The organism is Streptomyces rubiginosohelvolus (genome assembly GCF_014649875.1).
Classification (GTDB): Bacteria; Actinomycetota; Actinomycetes; order Streptomycetales; family Streptomycetaceae; genus Streptomyces; species Streptomyces rubiginosohelvolus.
The window spans coordinates 56,848-82,796 of record NZ_BMTW01000018.1 but is presented as its reverse complement, the minus strand read 5'-3'; the positions used below and the strand labels follow the sequence as shown (position 1 = coordinate 82,796).

Sequence of the window (25,949 nt, the reverse complement as noted above, 5' to 3'; positions counted from 1 at the left end):
CCCCGCCACAATGGCGTCGCGTCCGGTGCGTACCGACGTCACCACCGGTTCATCTGGGGGCCGTTGGATGGAGCGGACCGTAGGGGAGCCGCTCGGCCCACCCGCTCCCGTGGTCGATTCCAGGAGGCACACCATGAGCAGCGTCCGGCACCCCGTCCCTTCCGCCCCGGTGCTCTCCCGGTGACCGGCCGGGTCCCCGCACCGGCCAGACGAAGCCTGCTGTACGCGGCGGCGGCCGGGATCACGGCGGCCTTCACCCCCGCCCCGCTCGCGTCGGCGGCCCCGGACCCCGCGCCCGGCCCTTCCCGCACGGGCACGCCCTGGACCACCTCCTGGGCCACCGCCCAGACCGTGCCCACGGCGGACGACCCGCTGGCGTCCGCCGGGCTCACCGACGGGCTCTGCACGACGCGGCTGCGCCTCTCGGCGGGCGGACAGGTCCGGCTGCGGTACGCGCACGCCTTCGGGACCGCGCCGGTGCTGGTGGGGCCGGTGACCGCCGACGGGCGGCCGGTCACCTTCGCCGGACGGCCGCAGGCGTGGCTGGCGGCGGGCGCTTCCCTCACCAGCGACCCGGTGGCGGGACTCCGGGTGCCGGACGGGTCCCTGCTGACCGTCGGGACGCGGCTCCCGGGCCCCACCGGCCCGCTGTCCTTCCACCGCAACACGCACGCCTGGCACACCGTCGACGGGGTCCGGACCCGGTCCGTGTTCCTCCTGACCGGGGTCGAGACGAGCGGGGCGCGCGGACCGGTCCTCGCCGTGCTGGGCGACTCCATCGCGGAGGGCACCGGCACGCCCGACGACGCGGACCTGCGCTGGCCCGACCAGCTGGCCCGCAGGCTGTCCGGCTCCGCCGTCGCCAACCTCGGCATCAGCGGGAACCGGCTGCTGCTCGACAGCGACCGCTTCGGGCCGAGCGCCCAGGCCCGCTTCGACCGGGACGTGCTGTCGCTGCCGGGGCTGCGGACGGTCCTGGTGCACCTGGGCGTCAACGACCTCCACCATCTGCCGGTCGAGCGCGACCCGGCCCGGATGGTGGCCGCCTACCACCAACTCGCCCTGCGCGCCCGGTCCGCCGGGCTGCGGGTGGTGGGCGCCACCATCACCCCGTTCGAGGGGTGGACACGCTGGACACCGGAGGCGGACGCGGTGCGCCGGGAGGTCAACGAGGCGGTGCGCACCGGCCGGCTCTTCGACGCGGTCGCCGACTTCGACGCGGCGCTGCGCGACCCGGGCCGCCCTTCCCGGCTGCTGCCCGCGTACGACAGCGGCGACGGACTGCACCCGGGCACCGAGGGTCACACGGCGATCGCCGCCGCCGTGGACCCCCGGCACCTGCGCTAGGGAATGCCCCTCACTACTCCCCGAGCGCGGCCATCGCCGCGTTGTGGCCGGGGACCCCGCTGACCCCGCCGCCGCGTACCGCGCCCGCCCCGCAGAGCAGCACATTGGCGTGCGCGGTCTCCACACCCCAGCGCCCGGTGCTCTCGTCCGCGTACGGGAAGGCGAGGTCGCGGTGGAAGATGTGGCCGCCGGGCAGCCGCAGATCGCGCTCCAGGTCGAGCGGGGTCTTGGCCTCGATGCAGGGTTCGCCGTCGGCGTCGAGGGCCAGGCAGTCGGTGATGGGCTCCTCCAGGTGCGCGTCCAGTTCGGCGAGGGTCGCCTTGAGCAGGGCGGCGCGGGCGGCGTCGTTGTCGGCGGCGAACAGGCGGGCCGGGGCGTGCAGGCCGAAGAGGGTGAGGGTCTGGTAGCCGCGCGCGACGAGTTCGGGGCCGAGGATCGTCGGGTCGGTCAGCGAGTGGCAGTAGATCTCGGACGGCGGGGCGGTGGGCAGCCGGCCGGCCGCCGCGTCCCGGTAGGCGTCGGCGAGCTGCCCGTACCCTTCGGCGATGTGGAACGTCCCGGCGAAGGCCTGCCGGGGGTCGACGGACCGGTCGCGGAGTCGCGGCAGCCGGGTGAGCAGCATGTTCACCTTGAGCTGGGCGCCCTCGGCGGGCGGGGGCGGGGTGTCGCCGAGCAGGGCGGCGAGGGCTTGCGGGGAGGCGTTGACGAGCACGCGGCCCGCGGCGACGACGTGTTCGCCGTCCGGGGTGCGGACGGTGACCTCGGCGGCGTTCCCGTCGGTCTCGATGCGGGTCGCCTCGTGCCGTACGCGGATCTCGGCGCCCGCCGCCCGGGCGGCCCCGGCCAGGGCGTCGGTGAGTGCGCCCATGCCGCCGACGGGGACGTCCCAGTCGCCGGTGGAGCCGCCGATCACGTGGTAGAGGAAGCACCGGTTCTGCAGGAGCGAGGGGTCATGGGCGTCGGCGAAGGTGCCGATCAGGGCGTCGGTGAGGACGACCCCGCGCACCAGGTCGTCGGTGAAGTTCTCCTCGACGGCCACGCCGAGCGGTTCCTCGAAGAGCATCCGCCAGGCGTCGGCGTCGTCGATCCGCTCGCGCAGCGCGTCGCGGCCGGGCAGCGGTTCGGTGAGCGTGGGGAAGACCCGCTCGGCGACCCGCTGCGTCATCCCGTAGAAGCGCTGCCAGGCCGCGTACTCGCGTTCGCCGCCGGTGAGCGCGGCGAACGACTCCCGGGTGCCCTCGCCCGCGACGAGCAGCCCGGTGGAGCGGCCGTCGCGCACGGCGGGGGTGTAGGAGGAGACGGTCCGCTTGCGCACGGCGAAGTCGAGCCCGAGGTCGCGGACGATCTTGTCGGGCAGCAGGGAGACCAGGTACGAGTAGCGCGAGAGCCGGGCGTCGACCCCGGCGAAGGGGCGGGTCGAGATCGCCGCTCCCCCGGTGGTGCCGAGCCGCTCCAGGACGAGGACGGACTGCCCGGCGCGCGCGAGGTAGGCGGCGGCGACCAGACCGTTGTGTCCGCCGCCGACGATCACGGTGTCGTAGCGGTCCCGGGCGGGTGCGCCGGGCCCGAAAGCCTCCTGGGTTCCGGGCTGACCTGCGGGTGTTCGGGGTGCGGGGCTCTGAGGTGCGGGCATGCACCTTCGTAACACGCCGACCACAGTCCCCACCAGAGGCGGCGGCTCTCCCCCGGACGCCCCCTATGCCTGCGCGAGCCGCTCCAGGCAGTGCGCCTCGTCGTCGCGGGCCGCGAGCGTCTGGGGGTGGTCGGGGCCCAGCGTCCGGGTGCGCGCCTCGGCGACTTGGCGGTACGCCACGAGGGCCTCGCTCCAGCGGCCGAGCCAGCCGAGCCCCGCGGCGACCTCCCGGCGGCTGATGACCGTGTCGGGGTGGTCGGGTCCCAGGGCGCGTTCCCGGAGGGCGCAGACCTCGCGGGCCTCCGTGAGCGCCTCCTCCCAGCGGCCGAGCCGTCCCAGGTTGACCCCGAGGCCGTGGCGGGCGCGCAGGGTTTCGGGGTCGGCCGCTCCGGCGGTCCGGGTGCGGTCGGCGACCAGGGAGCGGTACAGCTCCAGGGCCTGCGTGTCGTGGCCGAGCCGGCCGAGGCTGATGCCGGCCTCGTAGCGGGCGGCGAAGGTGTCGGGGTGGTCGGCCCCGAGGACGTCGGCGCGGGCCCGGGCGACGTCCTGGTAGGTCGCCAGGGCCTCCGTCCAGCGGCCCAGCCTGCCCAGGGTGTACGCCACTTCGTAGCGGGTGGCGAGGGTGTCGGGATGCGTGGGGCCGAGCACGCGGGCCCGGGCGTCGGCGACTTCCCCGGCGATCCGGCAGGACTCCTCGGGCCGCCCGAGACGGCAGAGGTTGAACGCCAGGTTGTGGCGGCAGCGCAGGGTGTCGGGGTGGTCGGGGCCCATGACGCGTTCGCGGACGGCGAGGACCGTCTCGTACACCTGGTGGGCCTCGGCGTGCCGGCCGAGCCGGCCCAGGGAGTGGGCGGTCGCCTGGCGGGCGGCGAGCGTGTGCGGATGGTCGGCGCCCAGGGCGCGCTCGCGGCCCTCGGCGACCCGGGTGAACGCGCTCAGCGCCTCCTCGGCCCGGCCCGTACGGCTGAGGGTGAGGCCGATCTCGTAATGGCTGGCGAGGGTGTCGGGGTGGTCCGGGCCGAGGACACGGCCGCGCTGCTCGGCGACCTGACGGTGCACCTCACCCGCCTCCTCCCAGCGGCCGAGGCGCCCGAGGTCGATGCCCGCGCTGTGGCGGCCCTCAAGACCGGCGAGGAGGTCCGGGGCCGGGGGCCCGGCCGACACGGAGACGAAGGCGTTGGTGTGCGGGGCGGTGGCGCGCGCGGTGGTCCACTGCCCCGTCAGCCCGGCGGCCGGGTCGGGGCGTTCGGCGTGCGGGCCGGTCGCTCCGGTCGCCCGGTGACCGGCGGTCATGGACCGGGTCCAGGAGGGCAGCGCCCTCTCGCGCGGAGCCGGCAGCAGACCGGGACCGGGGTGCGCGAGGGATCCCGGTCCGAGCGCGGGCTGTTCGCCGGTCCGGCCGAGGATGATGCGGCGGCGCAGGTCGCCCGCGTCCACGGGCCGCTCCTCCGGGGCCTTGGCGAGCAGGTCGAGGACGACCCGGTCGAAGAAGCCCGGCAGTTCGGCACGGTGGGTGCGCAACGGTTCCGGCGGCGTGTCCCGGTGCCCGACGAGCACGGCCCAGGCGTCCTCCTGGTCGAACGGCGGTACACCGGTGGCGATTTCGTACAGGACGCAGCCCAGGGAGTAGAGGTCGCTGCGGTGGTCGACCTCCTTGCCGCTGATCTGCTCGGGCGACATGTAGTGCGGCGTGCCCATGGCGAGGCCGGTGGTGGTGAGCCGGGAGGTCATGCCGATGTCGTGGCCGAGGCGCGCTATGCCGAAGTCGCAGATCTTCACCGTGCCGTCGGTCAGCCGCATGATGTTGGCGGGCTTGAGGTCGCGGTGGACGATGCCCTGCCGGTGGGTGTAACCGAGGGCGTCGGCGACCTGCTCCGCGATGTCGACGACATGCTCGACGGGCAGCGGGTGCTGCTGGTTCTCCTCCAGCAGCTGGCTCAGGTTCTGCCCGTCGAGCAGCTCCATGACGAGGTACAGCACGCCCTCGTACTCACCGAAGTCGTGCACGACGGTGACCCCCCGGTGCTGGAGGGACGCGGCCACCCGGGCCTCGCGCCGAAAGCGTTCACGCAGGATCCGCGTGAACGCCTGGTCGTGCTGGGGACCCATGGGTTTGAGGCATTTCACCGCGACCTGACGGCCCAGCGACTCGTCGAGGGCGCGCCACACCTCGCCCATACCGCCGCGCCCGATGATCTCGAGCAGCCGGTACCGGCTCTGGATCAGCCTGGTGTCCGCCATCTGCCGTTTCCCGCCCCCGTTGTCCCCGTGTTCCCAGCTGCTGTGCCCTCCCCGGCCCTCCAGTATGGCTGGCGGTACGCGGAGTGTGTACGCGGGCGGGGCGGTCCACCGCATGCGCGTGCCCGGACGCTCCTGGGACAATGGCCGCACGGGCGATCGGGAGACCTTCCGGACGACAGGAGACGCGAGGACCATGATCCCCACCGAACAGCGCGCCACCGCGATCGTCCCCTCGCTCGTCGAGGAGGCCGTTGCCGCGCCCTCCATGCACAACGCGCAGCCGTGGAAGTTCACCCACCGCTCCGGCAGCCGTCGTCTCTCCTTGTACGGCGATCCGGAACGTACGCTGCCGGTCGGCGACCCGGACCGGCGCGCCCTGCACATCGGATGCGGGGCGGCGCTGCTGAATCTGCGGGTGGCCGCCGCGCGCCGCGGCTGGACGGCTGTCACCGAGCTGCTGCCCGATCCCCACGATCCCTGGCATCTGGCCGACGTGCTGCTGGAGGAGAGCCCCGGGGCCACCGACCTCCGGCTGGCTGATCTGCAACCCGCGGTGCGGCGTCGGCGCACGAGTCGGCTCCCGTTCTCGGACGAGGGGATCCCGCCGGAGATCTGGGACGAGCTGAGCGCGGCGGCGCTGCTGGAAGGGGTCCGGCTGATCGTGCCGGGAACCTGGCACGCCGACGCCGTCATGGACCTCGTGCACGACGCGGAGCTCCTGGAGTCGGCCAGCGACGCCATGCGCGCCGAGATCATCACCTGGACCCGCACGGGCAGGGCCGGGGAGGGCCCGGCCACCGAGGGTGTCCCGTCGTACGCGTTCGGCCCCCGCCAGCACGGGACGACGGCCCCGGTACGGGACTTCGACGTACCGCACGGCGCTCCGGGCCGGGAGGCCGCCGTGTTCGAGGAGCGGCCGCAGACGGCCCTGCTGGGCACAGCGGAGGATCTGCCCGTGGACTGGCTGCGGGCGGGCCAGGGCATGGAGCGCGTGCTGCTGCAGGCCACGCTCGACGGGCTCGCGACCTCCTTGATCTCGCAGCCTCTCGAATGGCCCGAGCTCAGGGACCTCGCGCGTGATCCGCGGTCCCGGACCGGCTTCGTGCAGATGGTGTTCCGCTTCGGCTACGGGCCCGCGGGCCCGGCCACGCCCCGGCGGCCGGTCTCGGAGGTCCTCGAGGTCACGTGAGACGGGCGCGTCCCGTCTGCTGGAGGAACCGGATGCGCCCTGCGGTGTCAGCCGGCCTCGCCCGGGGCGTCGGGGACGACGATCTTGCGCCCGGTGATCCGCCGGGGCGCGAGGACCATGACGTGTTCGCGCTCGGCACCCGCCCACGGGGTCGAGTACGCGGCCTCCCTCAGCTGCCGCGCGGCCTCCTCGTCGGTGACGGCGTGCACGGTTCCGACGAGCAGGACGCTCCAGCCTTTACTGAAGGCGTCGTCGATGTGGTCGGCCTCGAAGGCGATCTCCGTGTCGTCGGCGGTGGCCAGCGGGGAGTCCTCCGCCGTGCTGAACACCACCTCGCCGTCGCTCACCTGGTAGTTCACCGGCAGGACGACCGGCCCGTCGCCGAGGGCCAGGGCCACCCGCCCCACCCCGTGGTCGCCCAGCAGCGTCCAGCACATCGCTTCGTCGAGTTCAGCCATCCGGGCGCGCCGGGCGCCCCGGCCCGCGCCGCGCGGCAGCTCGACCGCCCCGCCCGTCAGCTCCAGCACCGTGGTCTCCAGCGCGTCGGCCAGCCGGAGCAGGAAGCCGACGCCCGGGGTGGCGGACTGTTCCTCCACGTACTCGATGTAGCCGGGCGCGGCGCCCGCCCGCAGGGCTACGTCCTGCCGGGACAGACCGAGCTGAAGACGGCGTGCCGAGATACGCCGGCCCAGGTCGCCACCGGCCGACTGCGGTGCTGAGGGCATCGCGGGGCTCCTTCACTGTCGACGTGCGTCCCCCACGGCTCACGCTAACCAGGACCGCGAGCGGTCGCAGCGCGGAAGGTCGTCGTACTCTTCCCCGAGTTCGCCTGCCCCGGGGAGATTCGCTTGTCCGTCCGTTCTCGGCTCCGTGCCACCGTGCCCGCTCCGCTGCCCTCGTCCCAGGCCGGTCCCCCGGAGATCACGGGGCCGCCGGGGCGCAGGCTGCTCGTCCAACGGAGCGACGACGAGATCCTGGCCCGGCCCCTGGACGACGCCTTCGCCGCCCGCGCCGGGGCGACCGTACGTTTCCCCGCGCCGTGGCCGCGGCGCCGCGGTACGTGGGAGGTGGCGCCGGACGCGACTCTGGCCGTCTACGCCGGGGTGCATGCCGTGCGCGCGGTGGACCCGTCGGGCGCGGCGCTCTGGGAGGTCCGCCACGGGTGCTGGTCCGGCGGCTGCGAGGAGATCCACGAGTCGTACGAGTCGTACGCGGACCGGCGGGACCATCGGTACCCCGAGAGCGGCTCGGTCGGCTTCTCAGCGGACGGCAGGCTCGTCTGGGCGCACGTACGCGGCCCGTTGTCCGAGGGTGAGCTGAGCCCTGACACGGCGGACGAGTGGCTGGTCATCGACGCCGAGGACGGTCGCGTGCTCGCGCGGGCCGACGCCGAAGCGGTGGCGGCCGGCAGCGCTCACCTTCCCCATCCTACCGATCCGGCGCAGATGGGGCTGAGCATCGGCGAGGGCCAGGACGGTGCACCGCTGCGATGGGGCCGGTGGGACGGGAAGGAACTGACCGTGGACTGCCTGGACGACGATCTGTGCCTTCTGAGCCTGAGCCCGTCGGGCGACCGGCTCATGACGGTCTCTCACGATCAGGACGCCCTCGCCGTACGGGACTCTCGCGGCGCCGTCGTCGAGGCGCTGGACTGGGACGCCGGCGCGGCGATACCCCGGCACCCGGAAGCTCCCGCCGACGAGGACGAGTTGCCCGTCTGCTGGGACTGGGCCGGCGGCTTCCTCGACGAGACGACCCTGATCGCGTCGACCACCGAGAGCGACGAGGACTGCGGGCAGTACCGGCACTGGCTGGTCGACACCACGACAGCCCACGGCTTCGTGCCGGTCGACTACCCCTCGCCTGTCTCCTGCGAACCGACCGCGCTGGGCGGCGGTTTCTGGTCGACGCTGTCCCCGTCGCGCGACGTCGTCCACGTCTGGAGTGCCGACGGGCCGGAAGGCTGACCCCGGCCGGCCGGCCGTCCCGGCAGGGCTTTCCCGCGCCACGAGGCCGTATGACAGGGCATCACCGCCGCACGCGCGGCATTCCCAGCCCGATCCACGAGATGATCTCGCGCTGGATCTCGTTGTTGCCGCCGCCGAAGGTGAAGATCACGGCCGAGCGGTAGCCGCGTTCCAGTTCGCCGTGCAGCACCGCGCCGGCCGAGCCCTCCTTCAGCGCACCCGCGGAGCCGACGATCTCCATCAGCCAGGCGTAAGCGTCCCGGCGGGCCTCGGAGCCGTAGACCTTGACCGCCGAGGCGTCCTGCGGGGTGAGGGTGCCGTCCTGGAGGGCGGCGACCATCTGCCAGTTGAGGAGTTTCATCGCGTCGAGGCGGGTGTGGGTGCGGGCGAGCAGGGCGCGGACCCAGCCGAGGTCGATGACCCGGCGGCCGTCGGCGAGCTTGGTGTCGGCGGCCCAGCGCTGGACGTTGTGCAGGGCGCGGACCGCCATCGTGCCGTGGGCGGCGAGGGTGACGCGTTCGTGGTTGAGCTGGTTGGTGATGAGCCGCCAGCCCTTGTTCTCCTCGCCGACGCGGCGGGAGACGGGGACCCGGATGTTCTCGTAGTAGCTGGCGGTCGTGTCGTGCGAGGCGAGGGTGTTGATCAGGGTGCAGGAGTATCCCGGGTCGCTCGTGGGGACGAGGAGCATGGTGATGCCCTTGTGCGGCGGGGCGTCGGGGTCGGTGCGCACCGCGAGCCAGACCCAGTCGGCGGTGTCGCCGTTGGTGGTCCAGATCTTCTGGCCGTTGACGATGTACGTGTCGCCCTCGCGGACCGCGCGGGTCTTGAGGGCGGCGAGGTCGGTGCCCGCGTCCGGTTCGCTGTAGCCGATCGCGAAGTCGATCTCCCCGGCCAGGATTCCGGGCAGGAAGTGGGCCTTCTGCTCCTCGGTGCCGTACTGCATGATCGTGGGGCCGACGGTGTTCAGGGCCATCAGGGGCAGCGGTACGCCTGCCTGGGCGGCCTCGTCGAAGAAGATGAACTGTTCCATCGGGGTCAGCCCCCGGCCGCCGTACTCCTTCGGCCAGCCGACCCCCAGCCAGCCGTCGGCGCCGAGCCTGCGGACCGTGTCGCGGTAGAAGCGCTTCTGGGCGGCGGGTTCCGCGTAGCGCGCGTAGGCGTTGTCGGGTACCAGGGCCGCGAAGTAGGTCCGCAGTTCGGTACGCAACCGCTGCTGCTCAGGCGTGTATTCGAGGTGCACGGCCCCTCCAGAGTCTCGCGTCGGCGTCGTCCGTGTGCGGCGGCGCACACAGTAGAACCTGTTGCAAGAATCCGGAAGGGCCGGGGCGTGGGGTTGCTCGTCAGCGCTTCACGGCACGCAGGACCACGAACTTCGGATCGCCCGCGACCGTGGTGCAGTTGCCGAAGATCCGGCGCAGGTGGGTGTGGTACGAGAGGTGCCGGTTGCCCACGACCCACAGCTCGCCGCCCTGCCGCAGCGCGGTCCGCGCGCCGGCGAACATCGTGCGGGCCGTGGCGTCCGTGGTCGCCATGTGGGAGTGGAACGGCGGGTTGTTCAGCACCAGGTCGACGCTGCCCGGTTCGAGGTCGGCGAGTCCGTCGCCGACCAGGAAGTCGGCCTTCGCGCCGTCCGGCGCCCCGGCCCGGAAGGTCTCCTCGGCGGAGGCGACCGCCCCGTAGGACTCGTCGACGAAGGTGATGTGCGCATCGGGGTTGGCGACGGCGGCGGAGAGCCCGACGACACCGTTGCCGCAGCCCAGGTCGACGACCCGGACGTCCCCGCCGCGGGTGGGCAGGTGCTTCAGGAAGAAGCGGGTGCCGACGTCGAGGCGGTCGGCGCAGAAGATCCCGGCGTGGTTGACGGTGGTCAGGCCCGAGACGGGACCCACGTCGGCGGGCAGCTCGTAGCGGTACGGCCACGGGCTCGGCTTACGGGGCAGCTCGGGGTCCGGGGTGCAGAAGATCAGCCGCGCCTTGCGGACGGCGAGGGAGGTGCGGGTCGGGCCGATGATCCGCTCGAAGAGCTTCAGCGTGGAGGTGTGGATCTCCTTGACCATGCCGGTGCCGATGATCACGGTGCCGGCGTGGACGGCGGGCGCGATCCGGTGGAGCTGGTCCTCCAGGAACGCCAGCGACTTGGGCACCCGGACGATCAGGACGTCGATCCGGTCCGGCGGGGTGTCGCGCGAGGACAGCAGCCGTACCGCGTCCTGGTCGATGCCGTTGCGGGCCAGGTTGGCGAGGGTGGCGCGCCGGGCCAGGTAGGAGTCGCTGATCTGGACGGGCCGGTGCGCGGCCAGCGCGGTGGCGAGGGCTCCCCAGCGGTCCCCCACGACGGCGACCGTCCCCGAGAGGTCGACCGGGCCCGCCTCGGGGTCCGTCAGCTGCCGGAGCAGATATTCGTCGGCGGCGTCCCACGCCCGGAAGGGGTCGCGCGGGTGCTCGGGGAAGCGGGCGAGATCGAACGTGCCCTGGGGGATCGTCAAGCTGTTCATAGGTGACTCAGGCTAGCCGAGGAAGCCGGGGGCGCCCCACACGCTCCCCGGCCCCTCGGCCGCGTTCACCTCGGTGTACGGAGCGGCGTACGGCTCCGCGCGCCCGCCCGCCGGGTGCCCCTGCGGGCCCCGGAGGGGGTGTGTCATGGCAGTTGTTTGTCGATGGCCGACCGTCCCTCGGCGGCCAGCTTGCGCCGGGCCCATTCCAGGGTTTCCGGAGTCAGGTCCCGCCCGGAGGCCAGCACCAGGTCCTCCGGGCTCGGCCGGTCGCTCGCGCCCGTGTGCAGGAGCCGGTCGGGCGTGATGCCGCCCGGCCCGGCCAGGGCCTCGGATACGGATTCGGACTCTTCGCTCATGCCGCCTCCTCGTCCTTGCGGCAATTCTCACCCTCCGCGGACCCTGCCGCATCCGATGAGCGCGCGCCCCTTACCCGGGAGGGTGAATCAGCCCTTGGCGGGCCCGGGGAGTGGGCAGGAGAGGGGGATCGTTGCCCCACATTCCCGAGGCGGGTGCCCATGCTCCACGGTGTCGATGTCAGCGCCTATCAGCCCTCCTACGACACGGACGGTCTCGACTTCGTCCTCATCAAGTCCACCGAAGGCCGTACCTACGTCAATCCGCGTCTGGACGCGCAGGTGAAGCGGGCCAGGGACGCCGAGTGCGTCGTCGGCTTCTACCACTTCCTCTGGCCGGGGAACGTGGCGGACCAGGTCGACTACTTCCTGAGCAAGACCCCCGAGAAGGCGGGTGATCTGCTCGCGGTCGACTGGGAACAGACCGGCGGCGGGACGCGGGCGAGCAACGCGGACAAGGACCGGTTCATCCGCGCGGTGAAGGAGGAGCGGCCCGGCCACCGGGTCCTGCTGTACTGCAACCGTTCGTTCTGGCTCAACCACGACACCACGAGCTACGCGGGCGACGGGCTGTGGATCGCCGACTACGTCTCCGCGGGCAAGCCCCGTATCGAGGCGGACTGGCGCATCCACCAGTACACCGACGATCCCCTCGACAGGAACGTGGCCGACTTCGCCTCGGTCCGGGCCCTGCGTGACTGGGCGGCCGGATAACACCCGAATACACCCCCTCGTGGAGGGCCGTCCGCGGGGGGTGACGACAGGGCGACCCTTGACCTGCACATGATAGGTACAGCGTGTTCACACCTGGGCCACGGTGCGTGTGGAAGGCTCCCGGCTGACCACCTACCGAACGGCCGCCGCGCGAGCACCCTCACCCAGGGCCCCGCCGCGACGCCCGCGTTCCGGAGAGGACACCCCACATGTCCCGTCGTCACTCGTTCTACGCGCGTCCACTGCTGGTCGCCGTGGCCGCCGCCACCGTGCTCGCCGGCACCGCGGCCGCGGCCCCCGCGAACTCCTCGCCCGGCCGGTACACCGCCACCGCCGCCGCCCTCGACGACACCTACTACCAGGACGCCCTCGGCAAGACCGGCGCCGAGCTGAAGGCCGCCCTGCACACGATCATCAGCGAGCAGACCAAGCTCTCCTACGACCAGGTGTGGGACGCCCTCAAGGCGACCGACGAGGACCCCGCCAACTCCTCCAACGTCGTCCTGCTGTACACCGGGCGCTCCCAGTCGAAGAACGACAACGGCGGGGGCTCGGGCCAGTGGAACCGGGAGCACGTCTGGGCCAAGTCGCACGGTGACTTCGGTACGTCGACGGGTCCGGGCACCGACGTCCACCACCTGCGGCCCGAGGACGTCCAGGTCAACTCGACCCGGGGCAACAAGGACTTCGACAACGGCGGCAGCGAACTGGGCGACGCCCCGGGGAACTTCACCGACGGCGACTCCTTCGAGCCGCGCGACGAGGTCAAGGGCGACGTCGCCCGCATGATCCTCTACATGGCCGTTCGGTACGAGGGCAACGACTCCTTCGCCGACCTCGAACCCAACGACCAGGTGGACAACGGGTCCGCGCCGAAGATGGGCAGGCTGTCCGTCCTCAAGCAGTGGAGCCAGGAGGACCCGCCGGACACCTTCGAGAAGCGCCGCAACGACGTCATATTCGAGCAGTTCCAGCACAACCGGAACCCGTTCATCGACCACCCCGAGTGGGTCGGCGCCATCTGGTAGCCCCCCGGCTCGGCCCTACCCGGCCAGGGCCTGCGCGCAGCCTTCGACGGCAGCCTCGCGGGTGGCGTAGCGCGGCACGTCCTGGCCGGTCCCGTTCCGTACGACGTCGGGCGGGCCCAGCAGATTTCGCGGGTCGACGACGGCCGCGCGCCGCCCGTCGGACAGGAGCCGCGCGAGGCCGGTGTGCAGCATGGCCAGGGCCACGGGGTCGACGGCGGTGACGTCGTGCAGGTCGAGCACCACGGACCCGCCGTTCGGCCCCGACTCGTCCAGGGCGTACAGCACGCGTTCGGCGGCCGTGAAGTCGATGGACCCCTGGGCGACGACGACGCCGACCTGTTCGTGGAGGACCCGTTCGTGCTCGGCGGAGGGCGCCGACGGCAGGTCGTCCGCGGTCGTGACGAGGGTGACGGTGGACCCCGGCAGCGCGGGGTTGAGCATGAGGTGGAGCCCGTAGCGCTGCGACATCGTCTCCAGCGCGGCGTGGCCGCGCACCGAACCGCCGGTGGCGTCCAGCGGCGGGCTGTACGTCGCGACCCCGAAGCGGGCCGGGCCCACCGCGATGAGGCCGCCGGACACCCCGCTCTTGGCGGGCAGCCCGACGCGCAGGAGCCAGTCGCCGGAGCCGTCGTACATGCCGCAGGTCGCCATGACGGCGAGGGCCCGGGCGGCGACCTCGGCGGAGACGACCTCCTCGCCGGTGACCGGGTTCACCCCGCCGTAGGCGAGCGTCGCGGCCATCGTGGCGAGGTCGACAGCGGTGACGCGGATCGCGCACTGGCGGAAGTAGCGGTCGACGGCTAGGACCGGGTCGACGGGCATGGTGCCGGTGGAGCGGATCAGATAGGCCAGCGCCCGGTTGCGGTCCCCGGTCACCGATTCGGAGCTGAACACCTCTTCGTCGACGTCCAGTTCACGTCCGGCGAACCGGCCGAGGCAGCGCAGGATCCGGTCGAAGGCGGGCTCTTCGGGGGTGTCGGGGATCAGGGCGGTGGTGACGATCGCGCCGGCGTTGACCATGGCGTTGGCGGGCCGGCCTGTGTCGGGTTCGAGGCTGATGGCGTTGAACGCCTCGCCGCTCGGCTCGGCGCCCACCCAGCGGCTCACCTCGTCGAGGCCGAGCACGGAGAGCGCGAGGGCGTAGATGAACGGTTTCGAGACGGACTGGAGGGTGAAGGGGATGTCGGCCTCGCCCGCGCTGTAGCGGTGTCCGTCCATGCTGACCAGCGCGAGCCCGAAGGCGTCCGGGTCGGCCAGGGCCAGCTGGGGGATGTAGTCGGCCGGCTTCCCGTCCCGTACGCCGATGAACCGGGCGCGCAGGTTCTCCAGCGAGTCGGTCACCGCGTCGGCTGCGCTCATGACCGCGCCCTCTCAGCCGCGCTCGGCCTGGGCGACCCGGGGGAAGGTCTTCACCCCGGCGGCCTTGCGGCTGTTGGCCTGGGCGTCGACCGTGCGGTCCGGCGGCGCGTCCTCGACGCCGACGACGACGGTGTCCAGGACCTTGTCCTCGGCGTCGACGAACTCCACCTTCACGGCGTAGAACGCGGCCTCGTCGGTGGGGTTGGTGACCCGGACGCGCGCGCTGCGGACCTCCTCGGACCCGCTGAGCGGCAGCCCGGTGACCGAGACGTCGGCGACGGCGTTGCCCCGGCCCTCCACCTCGTCGAGGCGCTTCGCCGCCTCCTGCCGTACGCGTTCGGACTCGGCGGACACCGAGGCGGCGAAGCTCTCCTGGGTGCGCGGGCTCGGGGACTCGGACGGCGACTCCTCCGGCTCGGGCGTCAGGGTGTGGACGCCCTGGTCGGTGCCTTCACTGGTGGTGTCGGAGTCGCAGGCCGCCGTACCGACGAGCAGCAGGGCCACGACCGCGACGGGGGCCAGGGCGCGCGCGGCGCGGGCCCGGCGCGCGGGGAGGTTCGCATTCACGGACGGTCGTCCAATCCAGGAGTGGGGGTGTGTGCGGTGGTCAGGCCGTGTTGTCGCCGAAGATGTCGCGGAGTTTCGCCTCGCGCTCGGTGTCGAGATTGCTGTGGAGGAGTTCGGCGCCGTCGCCGGGCAGCTGTGCGCCGATGCGGTCGGGCACCTCGTTCATGGTCAGCAGGAAGAGCGCCGAGGTTCCGGGCGTCACCTTCTCCTTGACCTCGGCGATGAAGTCGTCGTCGATGCCGACGTCCGCGAGCTTCCCGCCGAGCGCCCCGGCGGCCGCCCCGATGGCCGCGCCCAGCAGCGGCATGAGGAAGATCAGCCCGAAGAGCATGCCCCAGAAGGTGCCGCTGAGGGCTCCGGCGCCGACGAGGTTCAGCAGCTGTCTGGTGCGCGGCTTGGCCCGGTCGGCGGGCCAGCTGACCACGGCCGCGTCGAGGATCTTGATCAGCCCTTCCTTCTGAAGGGATTTCAGGGCCTCCTCCACGTTCTCCGCGCCGTCGGCCGTCCGGAACTTCCACACCGTGAGCGTGGACATCGCGCACCCTCCTGAACTCCCGAGCAACAACTCGCCCATATTAGGATCAAAAGGTATGAATTGACTCGTCGAAGCATCCGCTTCATACGGGAGCGGGCCGAGCCCTGGGAGGGAACGATGGATACGGACGCCCTGACCGCCGACCTGTTGCGGGAGCTGCGGGCGACCCGGCCCTATCCGGCGCTGTCCCTGACCATGCCGACCCACCGCAAGGCCCCGGACAACGCCCAGGACCCGGTCCGGCTGCGGAACCTGGTGGCGGAGGCCGGGCACCGGCTGGACGCCGACCCGGAGGTCAGCCGTGAGGTCGCGGCCGCTCTGCGGGCCCAGTTGGAGCGGGCGGCGGGCGAGGTGGACCCGCGCGGGGCGCTGGACTCCCTGGTGCTCCTGGTCACCACCGACGAGTACCGGATCTGGCGGCTTCCGCGTACCGCACCCGAACGGGTGGTGCTCAGCGACACCTTCCTCACCCGCAACCTCGTCGCGGCCAAGGCGCAGACGCGGCCGTTCCGGGCGCTGACCGTCGCCGCCGACCACGCCACGCTGTGGATCGGGACCGGCGACGCCATCCGTCAGGAGAAGACCGACGGCTTCCCGCTGACCGCTCCGAAGGAGCCGCCGAACCCGCAGCGCGAAGAGCGGATCGGGGACACCCCGAGCACGTTCACCGACGAGGAGACCCGGAACTTCTTCCGCGACGTCGACGAGAAGCTGCGGGCGGTGCTCGCCGACGATCCGCGTCCGCTGTATCTGATGGGCCTGGCCCCCGCTCTCGCCCTGCTGGACGAGGTCGGCGAGAGCTCGCGGTCCGCGATCGCCCGGGTCACCAAAGGGGCGCCGGCCGACCTGCCGACCGCCGAGGTCCTCCGCGAGCTGCGGCCCGCCCTGGAGGCGGGGGCGCATCAGGCGGCGGCCGAGGTGGAGACCCGGCTGGACAACGCCCGCAGCGCCCACACCTTCGCCGGCGGGCTCGACGAGGTGTGGGCCGCCGTCCGGGAGGGTCGGGCGGGTCTGGTCGTGGTGGAGGAACACTTCCAGGCGACCGTTCGGGTGGCCGACGAGCATCTGGAGCCGGTGCCCGAGGGGACGGCGCAGAGCGCGGACGGCGCGGTCCGCGAGGACATCGTCGACGAACTGGTCGAAGCGGCGCTGGACAGCGGCGCCGACGTCGTCTTCGTGGAGGACGACTCGCTGGCGGAGCACGGCCGGATCGCGGCGGCCCTGCGCTACTGAACAGCCTTCAGGAGAGGCCGCTCCGCCGTCAGCCCAGGCGGCGGATCGGCTGCCCGTCGAGGAACGCCCTGATGTTCTCGACCGCCTGGCCGTAGTACGTCTCGTAGTTGGCGCGTGACACATAGCCCAGGTGCGGGGTGGCCAGCAGCCGCGGGGCCGTCCGCACCGGGTCGCCGGCAGGCAGCGGCTCGACGTCGAACACATCGGTCGCGGCCCCCGCGATGGCGCCCGCCTTCAGGGCCGCGAGCAGGGCGTCCGTGTCGACGATGGCCGCCCTGGAGGTGTTGATCAGGTACGCGGTCGGGCGCATCCGGGCGAGTTCGGCCGCGCCGATCAGCCCCCGGGTCCGCTCGCCGAGCGCCAGGTGGACGGAGACGAAGTCGCTGGAGTCCAGCAGGTCCTCCTTGGACGCGGCGAGACCCACCCCGACCTCGTCGGTACGTTCCTTCGTGAGGTTCCGGCTCCAGGCCACCACGTCCATGCCGAAGGCCAGGCCCACCTGCGCCACCCGGGCGCCGATCTTCCCGAGCCCCAGCAGCCCGAGCCTCCGCCCGTGCAGATCGGCCCCGAGGGTCGACTGCCAGGGCCCGCCCGTGCGCAGGGCCTCGGCCTCGGGGACGATCCCGCGCGCCAGGCCCAGCAGCAGAGCCCAGGTCAGCTCGACGGGCGGGGTGGAGGAGCTGGCGGTGCCGCAGACCTCGACACCGTGCCGCCGCGCGGCGTCGAAGTCGATGACGGAGTTGCGCATACCGGAGGCGACGAGGAGCCGCAGCCGGTGCAGCCGGTCGAACAGCTCGGCGGGGAAGGGCACCCGCTCGCGCAGGGTGACCACGATATCGAAGCCGTCGAGGGCGGATGCCGCCTCGTCCACCGTCGCGAGGTGCTCGGTGAACGTCACGATCTCCACGTCGTCGGTGACGGACGACCAGTCGACGACGGTGGTGGCCACGGACTGGAAGTCCTCGATGACGGCGCAGCGCAGCTTCATGGCAGCCTTCCTCCGGCAGGGCAGGGTCGCCGTCCATGATCGCGCATCGCCCCTGCCGGGCGTACGGGGCCCGGCTCGGCCGGTTGTCAGGAGGCCTCGGGGCCGTACCAGAGCGTGGTGGCGTTGCAGAACTCGCGGATGCCGTGTCCGGCCAGCTCACGGCCGTAACCGGAGCGCTTGATGCCGCCGAAGGGGAGGGCGGGGTGCGAGGCGGTCATCCCGTTGAAGAAGACGCCGCCGGCCTCCAGATCGCGGGCGCACCGCTCCTGTTCGCCCTGGTCGCGGGTCCAGACGTTGGAACTGAGGCCGAAGGGGGTGTCGTTGGCCAGGTGGATCGCCTCGTCGAGGTCGGCGACCCGGTAGAGGGTGGCGACCGGGCCGAAGGTCTCCTCACGGTGGATGCGCATGGCCGTGGTGATGCCGGCGAGAACGGTGGGCTCGTAGAACCAGCCGTTCTCCAGGCCGCCGCCGAGCTTGTCGGGGCGGCGTCCGCCGCACAGTGCCTCGGCCCCGCGCCCGACGGCGTCGTCGACGAGCTCCTCCAGGTCGGTGCGGCCCTGTTCGGTGGAGAGCGGCCCGATGTCGGTGGCCTCCTCCAGTGGGTCGCCGACGGTCAGGGCGCGCATGCCCGCGGTGAAGCGTTCGGCGAACGCGTCATACACGTCGGTGTGGACGATGAAGCGCTTGGCGGCGATGCAGGACTGGCCGTTGTTCTGGACGCGTGCGGTGACGGCGGTGGCGGCGGCCTTCTCCACGTCCGCCGAGGGCAGGACGAGATAGGGGTCGCTGCCGCCGAGTTCCAGCACGGTCTTCTTGACCTCGTCACCGGCGGTGGCGGCGACGGCGCGCCCGGCCGGTTCGCTGCCGGTGAGCGTGGCGGCGACGACACGCGGGTCACGCAGGACGGCCTCGACGGCACCCGAGCCGATCAGCAGCGTGCGGAAGCAGCCCGCCGGGAATCCGGCCCGGTGGAAGAGGTCCTCCAGGTAGAGGGCGGTCTGCGGGACGTTCGACGCGTGCTTGAGGAGCCCGACGTTGCCCGCCATCAGGGCGGGTGCGGCGAAGCGCACCACCTGCCAGAGCGGGAAGTTCCACGGCATCACGGCGAGGACCACGCCGAGCGGACGGTAGCGGACCAGCGCGCGGGAGGCGCCGGAGTCCGTCACGTCGGCCGGGTCCGGGTGCTCGTCGGCGAGCAGGCCCTCGGCACGGTGGGCGTACCAGCGCATCGCCTTCGCGCACTTGGCCGCCTCCGCGCGGGCCGCGGTGATGGGCTTGCCCATCTCCAGGGACATCGTGCGGGCGATGGTGTCGCGGTCCTCGTCGAGGAGGTCGGCGGCCCGGTTCAGCCAGGCCGCGCGCTGCTCGAAGGGGGTGGTGCGGTACTGGCGGAAGGTCTCCGCGGCGGCGGTGATCCGGCGTTCGGTCTCCTCCTCGCCGAGGGCGTCGAATGACCTGATCAGTTCGCCGTTCGCGGGGTTGACCGTCGCGATGGGCATGGCAGTGGCCTCCTTGCATCGGTAGTCCGACCGTGCCGCGCCGCACCGGTCCGCGCAACGCGGCTCTCCCCCTCCCCCGCACGTACCCGGCCGACGCGGATCATGCGTGCCCAGGGGACACGATCCGCGTCGGCCGGTGTGCGGGCCGCCTGCTCGGGGCGGTTACACGAGCACCGCCACCGGGACGGCGCGGGCGGTGCGGACGCCGGGCAGCGGGGCGTACGGGAGCAGTCCCGCGGCCTTCGGCGCCTCGGCGTAGCGGGTGAACCAGACCACTTTGCCGTCCGTGGTCCGGCAGGTGCCCCAGCTGTCGCTGAGGGCCATGACCCGGCTCAGCCCGCCGCCGGCCGGCAGGAGCCGGGGCATCCGGGCGCTGTTGTCGGCGACGGACACGGTCACGTGCCGTCCGGTCCAGCGGAGTTCGAGGACGCAGGTGTTGCCGTCGCCGACATGCCGGTGGACGTTCGTCAGGAGTTCGTCCAGGGCCCGGCACACCGGCCGGACGTGCAGATCGAGACTCCAGTGACGGAGGTGTGCGGCGACGATCCGCCGCAGCTGGGAAACGCGCTCTGCCGACACCTGCAGTTCGACCGAGTAGTGCCGGTCGAGTGGAACGGTCATCGTCGAGGCTCCTCACCACGAGGCCCACGTGCTTCAACCCCGTCGTACTTCACCCCGTCGTACGAACGACCCCCGAACACAAAGCGTGAGCACCTATCACTTCTGGGTCACTCCTCAGGGTGAGGCCGGTACGCCGGACGCGCAACAGCTGGGCCGTCCGTGCTGGTGGGGGCGGTGCCCGGTCACAGCAGGTAGGGCAGCAGGGTGTCCGGGGTGAGGGGCAGTTCGCGCAGCCGGGCGCCGGTGGCGTGACGGACCGCGTTGCCGATGGCGGCGGCGGTGCCGACGATGCCGATCTCGCCGATGCCCTTGCTGCCCATGGGGTTCAGGTGGCGGTCGTCCTCCTCGATCCAGTGGGCCTGGATGTCGGCGGTGTCGGCGCAGACGGGCACGTGGTAGGAGGCGAGGTCCTTGGCGGTGAAGTCGCCGAAGACCGGGTCGATGCCGCAGCCCTCGGTGAGGGCCATGCCGATGCCCATCACCATGCCGCCGGTGAACTGGGAGCGGGCGGTGCGGGCGTTCAGGATCCGCCCGGCGGCGTACACGCCGAGGAGCCGGCGGACGCGCACCTCGCCGGTGACGGCGTCGACGGCCGTCTCGGCGAAGTGGGCGCCGAAGGCGTGCCGGGCGTACGGGGACTCCTCGGCGGTCTCCTGCTCGGTGTCGGCGGTGGTGGTGACCCCCTCGGCCGGGAGCGGCCCGGTGTGCCCGGCGAGGCGGGCGGCAAGGTCGGCGGCCGCCTTGTGCACGGCCCAGCCCCAGGAGGCGGTGCCGGAGGAGCCGCCGGCCAGCGAGGCGGTGGGCAGGTCGGTGGAGCCGATGTCGACGTGGACGGCCGCGGGGTCGGCGCCGAGCGCGTCGGCGGCGATCTGGGCCAGCACGGTGCGGGCCCCGGTGCCGATGTCGGTGGCGTTGACCCGGATGGTCAGGGAGCCGTCCGGGGCGGCGTGGGCGCTCGCGGTGGACCGGGAGACGAGGACGGGGTACGTCGCGGAGGCCACGCCCGTACCGATGAGCCAGCGGCCCTCCTGGCGGGCGGCGGGGCGGGGGTCGCGGTCGTGCCAGCCGAACCGTGCGGCACCGTCGCGCAGGCAGGCGGCGAGGCCGCGGCTGCTGAAGGGGCGGCCGCTGTCCGGTTCGGTCGCGGGTTCGTTGCGCAGCCGCAGTTCCACGGGGTCGAGGCCGAGCGCGGAGGCGAGTTCGTCCATGGCGGACTCCAGGGCGTACATCCCCGAGGCCTCCCCCGGGGCGCGCATCCAGGAGGGGCTGGGCACGTCGAGGGCGACCACCCGGTGCCCGGTGCGGCTGTTCGGCGAGGCGTACATGACGCGGGCGGGCACGGCGGCCTGCTCGACGAACTCCTTCACGGTGGAGGTCTGGGTGACCACCTCGTGGCTGACGGCGGTGAGCACGCCGTCGAGGTCGGCGCCGAGCCGGACCCGCTGGATCGTGGGGGCCCGGTGACCGACGACCTCGGCAAGCTGGGCCCGGGGGAAGACGAGCTTGACGGGGTGCCCGGTGTGCTGGGCGGCCATCGCGGCCAGAACCCCCTGAGGGCGGGTGGTGCCCTTCGAGCCGAAGCCGCCGCCGACGTGCTCGGAGACCACGGTGATGTGGTCGGGGTCCATACCGAACGCCTGGGCGAGGCTGCCGCGGACCTTGTCGGAGCCCTGGCTGGAGTCGTGGACGGTGAGATGCCCGTCGGCCCATACGGCGGTGGCGGCGTGCGGCTCCATGGGGTGGTTGTGCAGCGCGTCCATCCGGTACGTCGCGTCGACCTGGACGGGCGATGCGGCCAGGGCCCTCTCCACGTCGCCGCGGTTACGGACGGCGGGGAACCCGCCGTTGGCCTCCTCGGGCGTGTACAGGCCGAGGTGGTCCTCGGTGAGGGTGACGTCGTGCGGGTCGCGTTCGTACTCGATGTGGAGCTCCCCGGCCCCGGTCCGGGCGGCTTCGAGCGAATCCGCGATCACGAGGGCGACCGGCATGCCGTGGTGCGGGACGCGGTCGTCCTGGAGCACGGCGAGGATCGGGTCGTCGGGCTCCTGCAGCCGGGGCGCGTTGTCGTGGGTGAGGACGGAGTGGACGCCCGGTACGGCGAGGGCGTCGACGGCCCGTACGGCGGTGACGCGTCCGGCCGCGATCGTGGCAGGGACGGTCCAGGCGTACAGGCAGCCGGCGGGCGTGCGGTCGGCCGCGTAGCGGGCGGTGCCGGTGACCTTGTCCCGGGCCTCTCTGCGGACGACGGGCGCACCGGGGAACTGCGGGGCTTGCGTGGTCATGGCGGGGATCCTCGGGGGTCGGTGGTGCGGGAGGGCGGCCGTTGTGGCGGGTTCAGCCGGTACGGGCCTGCTGCCGCTCGGTGAGTTCGCCGAGGACGTCCAGGGCGAGGCGGCGGGCGAGGTCCACCTTGAACGCGTTGTCACGCAGTGGCCGCGCCTCGGCCAGTTCGGCGATCAGGGCGTGCTGGAAGGCGGCGGGGGTGGCCGGGGCGTCGCGCAGTTCGGCCTCGGCCCTCCGGGCCCGCCACGGCCGGTGGGCGACGCCGCCGAACGCGAGCGTGGCGTGCTCCACGCGGCCCGCCGCCACCCGGAGCGTGGCGGCGACGGAGACCAGCGCGAAGGCGAAACTGGCCCGGTCGCGGGCCTTGCGGTAGCGGGAGGCCGCCCCGGGCACCGGCGGCGGGAGCACCACCTCGGTGATCAGCTCGCCGGGTCTGATCACGGTGTCCTGGTCGGGGTTCTCCCCGGGCAGGCGGTGGAATTCGGTGAGCGGGACGGCCCGTTCGCCCTCGGGTCCCACGAGGAGCACGGTCGCGTCCAGCGCGGCGAGGGCCACCGCCATGTCGGACGGGTTGGTGGCCACGCACTCCGGCGAGTGCCCGAGGATCGCGAGGTCGCGGTGGGTCCCTTCGAGCGCGGGGCAGCCGGAGCCGGGAAGCCGTTTGTTGCAGGGCTTGGAGACGTCCTGGAAATAGCGGCACCGGGTGCGCTGGAGCAGGTTGCCGCCGGTGGTGGCGGCGTTGCGGAGCTGGCCGGAGGCCCCGGCCAGCAGCGCCTGGGACAGGGCCGGGTAGTCCTCCGTCACGTCGGGGTGGGAGGCGAGGTCGCTGTTGCGCACGGTGGCGCCGATGCTCAGGCCGCCGTCCGCCGTCCGGGTCACCCGGTCCAGGGGCAGCCCGGAGACGTCGATGAGGATCCGGGGCGTCTCCACGCCGAGCTTCATCAGGTCCACCAGATTGGTGCCGCCGCCCAGGAAGCGGGCGCCGGGACCGGCCGCGCAGAGCCGGACGGCCTCGTCGGTGGAGGCGGGGCGCGCATAGCCGAACGGTTTCACTCGATCACGTCCTCGATGGCTTCGACGATGCGGGGGTAGGCCCCGCACCGGCACAGGTTGCCGCTCATGCGTTCACGGATCTCGTCGGCGTCGAGTGCGACCGGCCCGGTCTCGGTATCCGGCGGGGTGACGTGCGAGGGGTGCCCGTCGGCGGCCTCGCGGAGCATGCCCACGGCCGAGCAGATCTGGCCCGGGGTGCAGAAGCCGCACTGGAGGGCGTCCCGCTCGACGAACGCCTGCTGCACCGGGTGGAGGCTCTCGCCGTCGGCGAGCCCTTCCACCGTGGTGACCGTGGCGCCGTCCTGGGTGACGGCGAGCAGCAGGCAGCTGTTGATCCGCCGCCCGTCGACAAGGACCGTGCAGGCCCCGCACTGGCCGTGGTCGCAGCCCTTCTTCGCCCCGGTGAGGCCGAAGCGCTCCCGGAGCGTCTCCAGGACCGTGGCGCGGTGGTCGACGGTCAGCGTCGTCTCCTCGCCGTTGACGAACAGGGTCACGGTGGAGTGTTCGTCCACGACCGGTTCGGGTTCGAGGTCCGCTCCGAGAGCGAGGGAATCCATGCGCGCGCCTTTCACTTCGCCGCGGGGCAGGTCCCGCCCCGGTCGTGCTCGGGTGTCGTCCGGCCGGTCAGCGGCTCTGCAGCCGCAGCCGGACCTCCTGCTCCTGGTCCCCGGCGGCCGTGCCGACGACGCTCACCGCGAAGGCCCCGGTGAGATGCGTACGCAGCCGGTCGACGGCCCAGTAGCCGCCCTGGGCGTCCACCGTGACCGGCGCCGTGAGGCGGGCGGGGGTGGCGTCGGCCTTCGGTTCGGACACGTCGACGGTGGTGACCCAGACGGTCGGGCGGGGGCCGGAGGTCTGCTCGGGGGTCTCGCCCATCGGGTGGTCGGAGGCGAAGCCGGTGGCGAGCACGTCGAACACGGTCCGGGCGTCCTCGGTGTCGCAGCGGCTGAGCGAGACCACCACCTCCCGGCCCGCCGGGTGATCCTCGCCGCTCTGCTCGGGAGTGCTGTTCACCGTGGTTCCTTCCGAGATGCCTGAACTTCCGGAGTGCGGGCAGGAGGGGTGTCCTGACGCACGGTGGTGAAACCCGTTTCCCCTGAGATACCCATAAAACATGAATTGCTGTGAATAGCTGACTGATGCCCTTCTCTCGGGGTATGCCGATGACATGGATGTTCTGAAGGCAGTCAATGCGGCCGATGCGCCCGCCGAGATCCCGCTCGCGGACGGCACGGGGGCTCTGGGGATCTTCATGGGCGTCGTGGCGCTGGCCGTCGTGGCCCTGCTGATCGGTGGATTCCTCCTCAGCAAGCGCAAGCACGACGCCGAGCCGCCGCCGCCCCAGCCCCATGAGCAGCCGACGAAGCCCGAGCGGCGCACACACATCGAGCAGACCGACCCGCATTCCTCCGACCGCTTCCCCGAGGACGGCCACGCCCTGTCGCCGTACGAGCTGAAGGACCACGGCAACCACCCGATGCCGCCCGACGAGGAGCAGCCCCGCAGCTGACCGCCCGTCCCCCCGGGGGCGTCACACCTGCCCCCCATGTCCAGGAGGTCCAGGAGGTTGTGATGGCCGGCTCGGCCGCCGACCGACGTACTCGTCTGGCCTTCCGGCTCGGACGGGACGCCCGCGACCAGCTGATCGGCGAGGCCGTCGATCCGGAGTTGCGCCGCGAACTGGTGGGATCCCTGATGCGCCAGAGCGAGATCGACAACGTCGCCGAGCTGCTCACGATGCGCCTCGGCATGGACTCGGTCCTGGTGGCCGCCCGTATCGACCTCGCCCCCGGTATCGACAGCGAGCGCATCGAGGAGGTCTCGATGCGCATCCGCGAGGCGATGGCCGGCCGGTGGCCGCAGGCCGACCAGGTCTTCCTCGACGTCACGAACGCCCCGCCGCGCGCCGGGCTGTGACCCGGTCCGGCGCGCGGCCCGCGTTGCGGGACCGGGCGGGCCGGTCAAGGCTGGTTGCTGGACCGCAGCGGCCGGGCAGGACGCCGCTCCCCGACGAAGGCAGTGGACCATGACCGGAAGCGATCCCCGTACGGCCTCCTCGGCAGCGCCCCTGACGGGGCCGGCCGCACCGTGCTGGGTCACCCTCATGACGCGGCACCGGGAGACCGCCGAGCGGTTCTACTCCCAGGTGCTGGGCTGGTCGTTCCGCCCCGGGCGGCTCGGGTCCGACTTCTCGGTCGCCTACCGCGGTCAGGTCCCGGTGGCCGGCCTCTTCGTCGTCTCCTCGGCGTTCCAGGTCGCGGTGGCCTGGACGCCGTACTTCTCGGTCGAGGACGCGAACGTGGCCGCAGCCCGGATCCGCGAGCGCAGCGGGACGGTCGCGGTGGGCCCGCTGACGCTCGGCAAGGGGCGCGGGGTACTGGCCTCGGACCGGGACGGGGCGGCCTTCGGCCTGTGGGAGCGCACCGAGCCCTCCACGTCGCCGCCGGCCCCGGCCGACCACGCGCACGCCTGGCTGCGGCTGCGGACCCGGAACGCCTTCGACGCGGCGATCTTCTACGGCGAGGTGCTCGACTGGGCGAGCGGGCGGCCGGGGGGCTGCGATGTCGCGTACGAGGGCGAGGAGGTCATCGTGCGGTGCGGGGGCCATCCGCTGGCCCGGATCAGCTCAGGTGCCGTGGAGTCCGCGGTCGACCCGCTGGTGCGGCCGCACTGGCAGGTCCAGTTCCCGGTGGCGGACCTCGCGGAGACGGTCGCCGCGGCCGAGCGGCACGGCGGCACCCTCGTCGAGGACCGCACCGGTTTCGAAGGCACCGAGGTCACGCTGCGCGATCCGGACGGCGCCCTGTTCGCGGTGACCGATGTGCGCAGCCCCGCCTGACCGGC

At 72.8% G+C, this 25,949-nt stretch carries 25 protein-coding genes and 1 pseudogene; 9 read left to right on the top strand and 17 right to left on the bottom strand.

The features are described from left to right. Positions 1–180: 180 nt before the first annotated feature. Positions 181–1,347, top strand: a complete 1,167-nt coding sequence (locus IE134_RS29620; protein WP_098017038.1) for an SGNH/GDSL hydrolase family protein — start codon at positions 181–183, stop codon at positions 1,345–1,347. 13 nt (positions 1,348–1,360) lie between these two features. Here the strand turns inward: IE134_RS29620 and IE134_RS29615 are convergent, their stop codons facing one another. Both IE134_RS29615 and IE134_RS29610 read right to left on the bottom strand, forming a co-directional pair. Continuing rightward, the gene (locus tag IE134_RS29615; protein ID WP_229823765.1) at positions 1,361–2,980 is read right to left on the bottom strand and encodes a phytoene desaturase family protein; all 1,620 of its coding nucleotides are present in this window, start codon (positions 2,978–2,980) and stop codon (positions 1,361–1,363) included. A 63-nt stretch (positions 2,981–3,043) separates the two neighbouring features. Next, positions 3,044–5,221: a serine/threonine-protein kinase gene (locus tag IE134_RS29610; protein WP_189432233.1), complete on the bottom strand. Its 2,178-nt coding sequence runs from the start codon at positions 5,219–5,221 to the stop codon at positions 3,044–3,046. Positions 5,222–5,414: 193 nt separating this feature from the next. Between IE134_RS29610 and IE134_RS29605 the strand changes: the two genes are divergently transcribed. Continuing rightward, on the top strand, positions 5,415–6,410 hold the full coding sequence (locus IE134_RS29605) for an Acg family FMN-binding oxidoreductase (RefSeq protein ID WP_030720997.1): 996 nt from the start codon (positions 5,415–5,417) through the stop codon (positions 6,408–6,410). 47 nt (positions 6,411–6,457) lie between these two features. Here IE134_RS29605 and IE134_RS29600 read toward each other — a convergent pair whose 3' ends face one another. Next, the gene (locus IE134_RS29600) at positions 6,458–7,135 is read right to left on the bottom strand and encodes a helix-turn-helix domain-containing protein (protein WP_098017041.1); all 678 of its coding nucleotides are present in this window, start codon (positions 7,133–7,135) and stop codon (positions 6,458–6,460) included. A 123-nt stretch (positions 7,136–7,258) separates the two neighbouring features. Here IE134_RS29600 and IE134_RS29595 point away from each other — a divergent pair, with 123 nt between their 5' ends. Next, positions 7,259–8,377 (top strand): hypothetical protein, encoded by a 1,119-nt coding sequence (locus IE134_RS29595; RefSeq protein ID WP_189432232.1) that lies wholly within the window; start codon positions 7,259–7,261, stop codon positions 8,375–8,377. A gap of 61 nt (positions 8,378–8,438) precedes the next feature. Here IE134_RS29595 and IE134_RS29590 read toward each other — a convergent pair whose 3' ends face one another. The 4 genes from IE134_RS29590 to IE134_RS29580 form a co-directional block, all read right to left on the bottom strand. Next, positions 8,439–9,617 (bottom strand): acyl-CoA dehydrogenase family protein, encoded by a 1,179-nt coding sequence (locus tag IE134_RS29590; RefSeq protein ID WP_097885873.1) that lies wholly within the window; start codon positions 9,615–9,617, stop codon positions 8,439–8,441. A gap of 100 nt (positions 9,618–9,717) precedes the next feature. After that, positions 9,718–10,872 carry a methyltransferase gene (locus tag IE134_RS29585; RefSeq protein WP_030721007.1) on the bottom strand — a complete coding sequence of 385 codons (1,155 nt, stop codon included), beginning with the start codon at positions 10,870–10,872 and terminating at the stop codon, positions 9,718–9,720. A gap of 12 nt (positions 10,873–10,884) precedes the next feature. Next, positions 10,885–11,019 carry a hypothetical protein gene (locus IE134_RS34480; RefSeq protein WP_257136058.1) on the bottom strand — a complete coding sequence of 45 codons (135 nt, stop codon included), beginning with the start codon at positions 11,017–11,019 and terminating at the stop codon, positions 10,885–10,887. After that, entirely contained in the window at positions 11,016–11,228 is a 213-nt protein-coding gene (locus tag IE134_RS29580) for a hypothetical protein (protein ID WP_030721010.1), read from the bottom strand. The genes IE134_RS34480 and IE134_RS29580 overlap by 4 nt, the downstream gene beginning before the upstream one ends. A 159-nt stretch (positions 11,229–11,387) precedes the next feature. On the opposite strand from IE134_RS29580, the gene IE134_RS29575 reads away from it, so the two are divergent. Together IE134_RS29575 and IE134_RS29570 are read left to right on the top strand one after the other, a co-directional pair. Continuing rightward, a complete protein-coding gene (locus tag IE134_RS29575) occupies positions 11,388–11,939 on the top strand; it encodes a GH25 family lysozyme (protein ID WP_030721013.1) in 552 nt (183 codons plus the stop codon). 209 nt (positions 11,940–12,148) lie between these two features. Continuing rightward, entirely contained in the window at positions 12,149–12,967 is an 819-nt protein-coding gene (locus tag IE134_RS29570) for an endonuclease I family protein (RefSeq protein ID WP_189432230.1), read from the top strand. A gap of 15 nt (positions 12,968–12,982) precedes the next feature. On the opposite strand, the gene glsA is transcribed toward IE134_RS29570, so the two are convergent. Genes glsA through IE134_RS29555 form a run of 3 tightly spaced genes read right to left on the bottom strand, consistent with a single transcriptional unit; the run spans position 12,983 to position 15,428 of the window. Continuing rightward, positions 12,983–14,326 (bottom strand): glutaminase A, encoded by a 1,344-nt coding sequence (gene glsA, locus IE134_RS29565; RefSeq protein WP_189432228.1) that lies wholly within the window; start codon positions 14,324–14,326, stop codon positions 12,983–12,985. A 12-nt stretch (positions 14,327–14,338) separates the two neighbouring features. Next, a complete protein-coding gene (locus IE134_RS29560; protein WP_030721022.1) occupies positions 14,339–14,893 on the bottom strand; it encodes a hypothetical protein in 555 nt (184 codons plus the stop codon). 40 nt (positions 14,894–14,933) lie between these two features. After that, positions 14,934–15,428 (bottom strand): DUF1269 domain-containing protein, encoded by a 495-nt coding sequence (locus IE134_RS29555; RefSeq protein ID WP_126932500.1) that lies wholly within the window; start codon positions 15,426–15,428, stop codon positions 14,934–14,936. A 117-nt stretch (positions 15,429–15,545) separates the two neighbouring features. On the opposite strand from IE134_RS29555, the gene IE134_RS29550 reads away from it, so the two are divergent. Then, positions 15,546–16,661 (top strand): baeRF3 domain-containing protein, encoded by a 1,116-nt coding sequence (locus IE134_RS29550; protein WP_030721028.1) that lies wholly within the window; start codon positions 15,546–15,548, stop codon positions 16,659–16,661. A gap of 28 nt (positions 16,662–16,689) precedes the next feature. Here IE134_RS29550 and IE134_RS29545 read toward each other — a convergent pair whose 3' ends face one another. The 7 genes from IE134_RS29545 to IE134_RS29515 form a co-directional block, all read right to left on the bottom strand. Continuing rightward, positions 16,690–17,649 (bottom strand): D-2-hydroxyacid dehydrogenase family protein, encoded by a 960-nt coding sequence (locus IE134_RS29545; protein WP_030721030.1) that lies wholly within the window; start codon positions 17,647–17,649, stop codon positions 16,690–16,692. 86 nt (positions 17,650–17,735) lie between these two features. Then, a complete protein-coding gene (locus IE134_RS29540; RefSeq protein ID WP_030721033.1) occupies positions 17,736–19,148 on the bottom strand; it encodes an NADP-dependent succinic semialdehyde dehydrogenase in 1,413 nt (470 codons plus the stop codon). A 162-nt stretch (positions 19,149–19,310) separates the two neighbouring features. Next, a complete protein-coding gene (locus IE134_RS29535; RefSeq protein ID WP_030721036.1) occupies positions 19,311–19,769 on the bottom strand; it encodes an ATP-binding protein in 459 nt (152 codons plus the stop codon). A gap of 182 nt (positions 19,770–19,951) precedes the next feature. Beyond that, entirely contained in the window at positions 19,952–22,051 is a 2,100-nt protein-coding gene (locus IE134_RS29530; protein WP_030721039.1) for a xanthine dehydrogenase family protein molybdopterin-binding subunit, read from the bottom strand. Between the two features lie 52 nt (positions 22,052–22,103). Then, positions 22,104–23,105: an FAD binding domain-containing protein gene (locus tag IE134_RS29525; protein ID WP_098017048.1), complete on the bottom strand. Its 1,002-nt coding sequence runs from the start codon at positions 23,103–23,105 to the stop codon at positions 22,104–22,106. Then, a complete protein-coding gene (locus IE134_RS29520; RefSeq protein ID WP_098017049.1) occupies positions 23,102–23,662 on the bottom strand; it encodes a 2Fe-2S iron-sulfur cluster-binding protein in 561 nt (186 codons plus the stop codon). The genes IE134_RS29525 and IE134_RS29520 overlap by 4 nt, the downstream gene beginning before the upstream one ends. A gap of 67 nt (positions 23,663–23,729) precedes the next feature. Beyond that, complete coding sequence (locus tag IE134_RS29515; RefSeq protein WP_030721048.1) at positions 23,730–24,119, bottom strand: hypothetical protein; 390 nt, start codon at positions 24,117–24,119, stop codon at positions 23,730–23,732. 154 nt (positions 24,120–24,273) lie between these two features. On the opposite strand from IE134_RS29515, the gene IE134_RS29510 reads away from it, so the two are divergent. The 3 genes and pseudogenes from IE134_RS29510 (at position 24,274) to IE134_RS29500 (ending at position 25,944) form a co-directional block, all read left to right on the top strand. Next, on the top strand, positions 24,274–24,615 hold the full coding sequence (locus IE134_RS29510) for a DUF6479 family protein (protein WP_030721051.1): 342 nt from the start codon (positions 24,274–24,276) through the stop codon (positions 24,613–24,615). 95 nt (positions 24,616–24,710) lie between these two features. After that, positions 24,711–25,022: pseudogene (locus IE134_RS29505) on the top strand (cation diffusion facilitator family transporter); the annotation flags it as partial. A 109-nt stretch (positions 25,023–25,131) separates the two neighbouring features. Beyond that, positions 25,132–25,944 (top strand): VOC family protein, encoded by an 813-nt coding sequence (locus IE134_RS29500; protein WP_030721056.1) that lies wholly within the window; start codon positions 25,132–25,134, stop codon positions 25,942–25,944. The last annotated feature ends 5 nt before the right edge of the window (positions 25,945–25,949 follow it).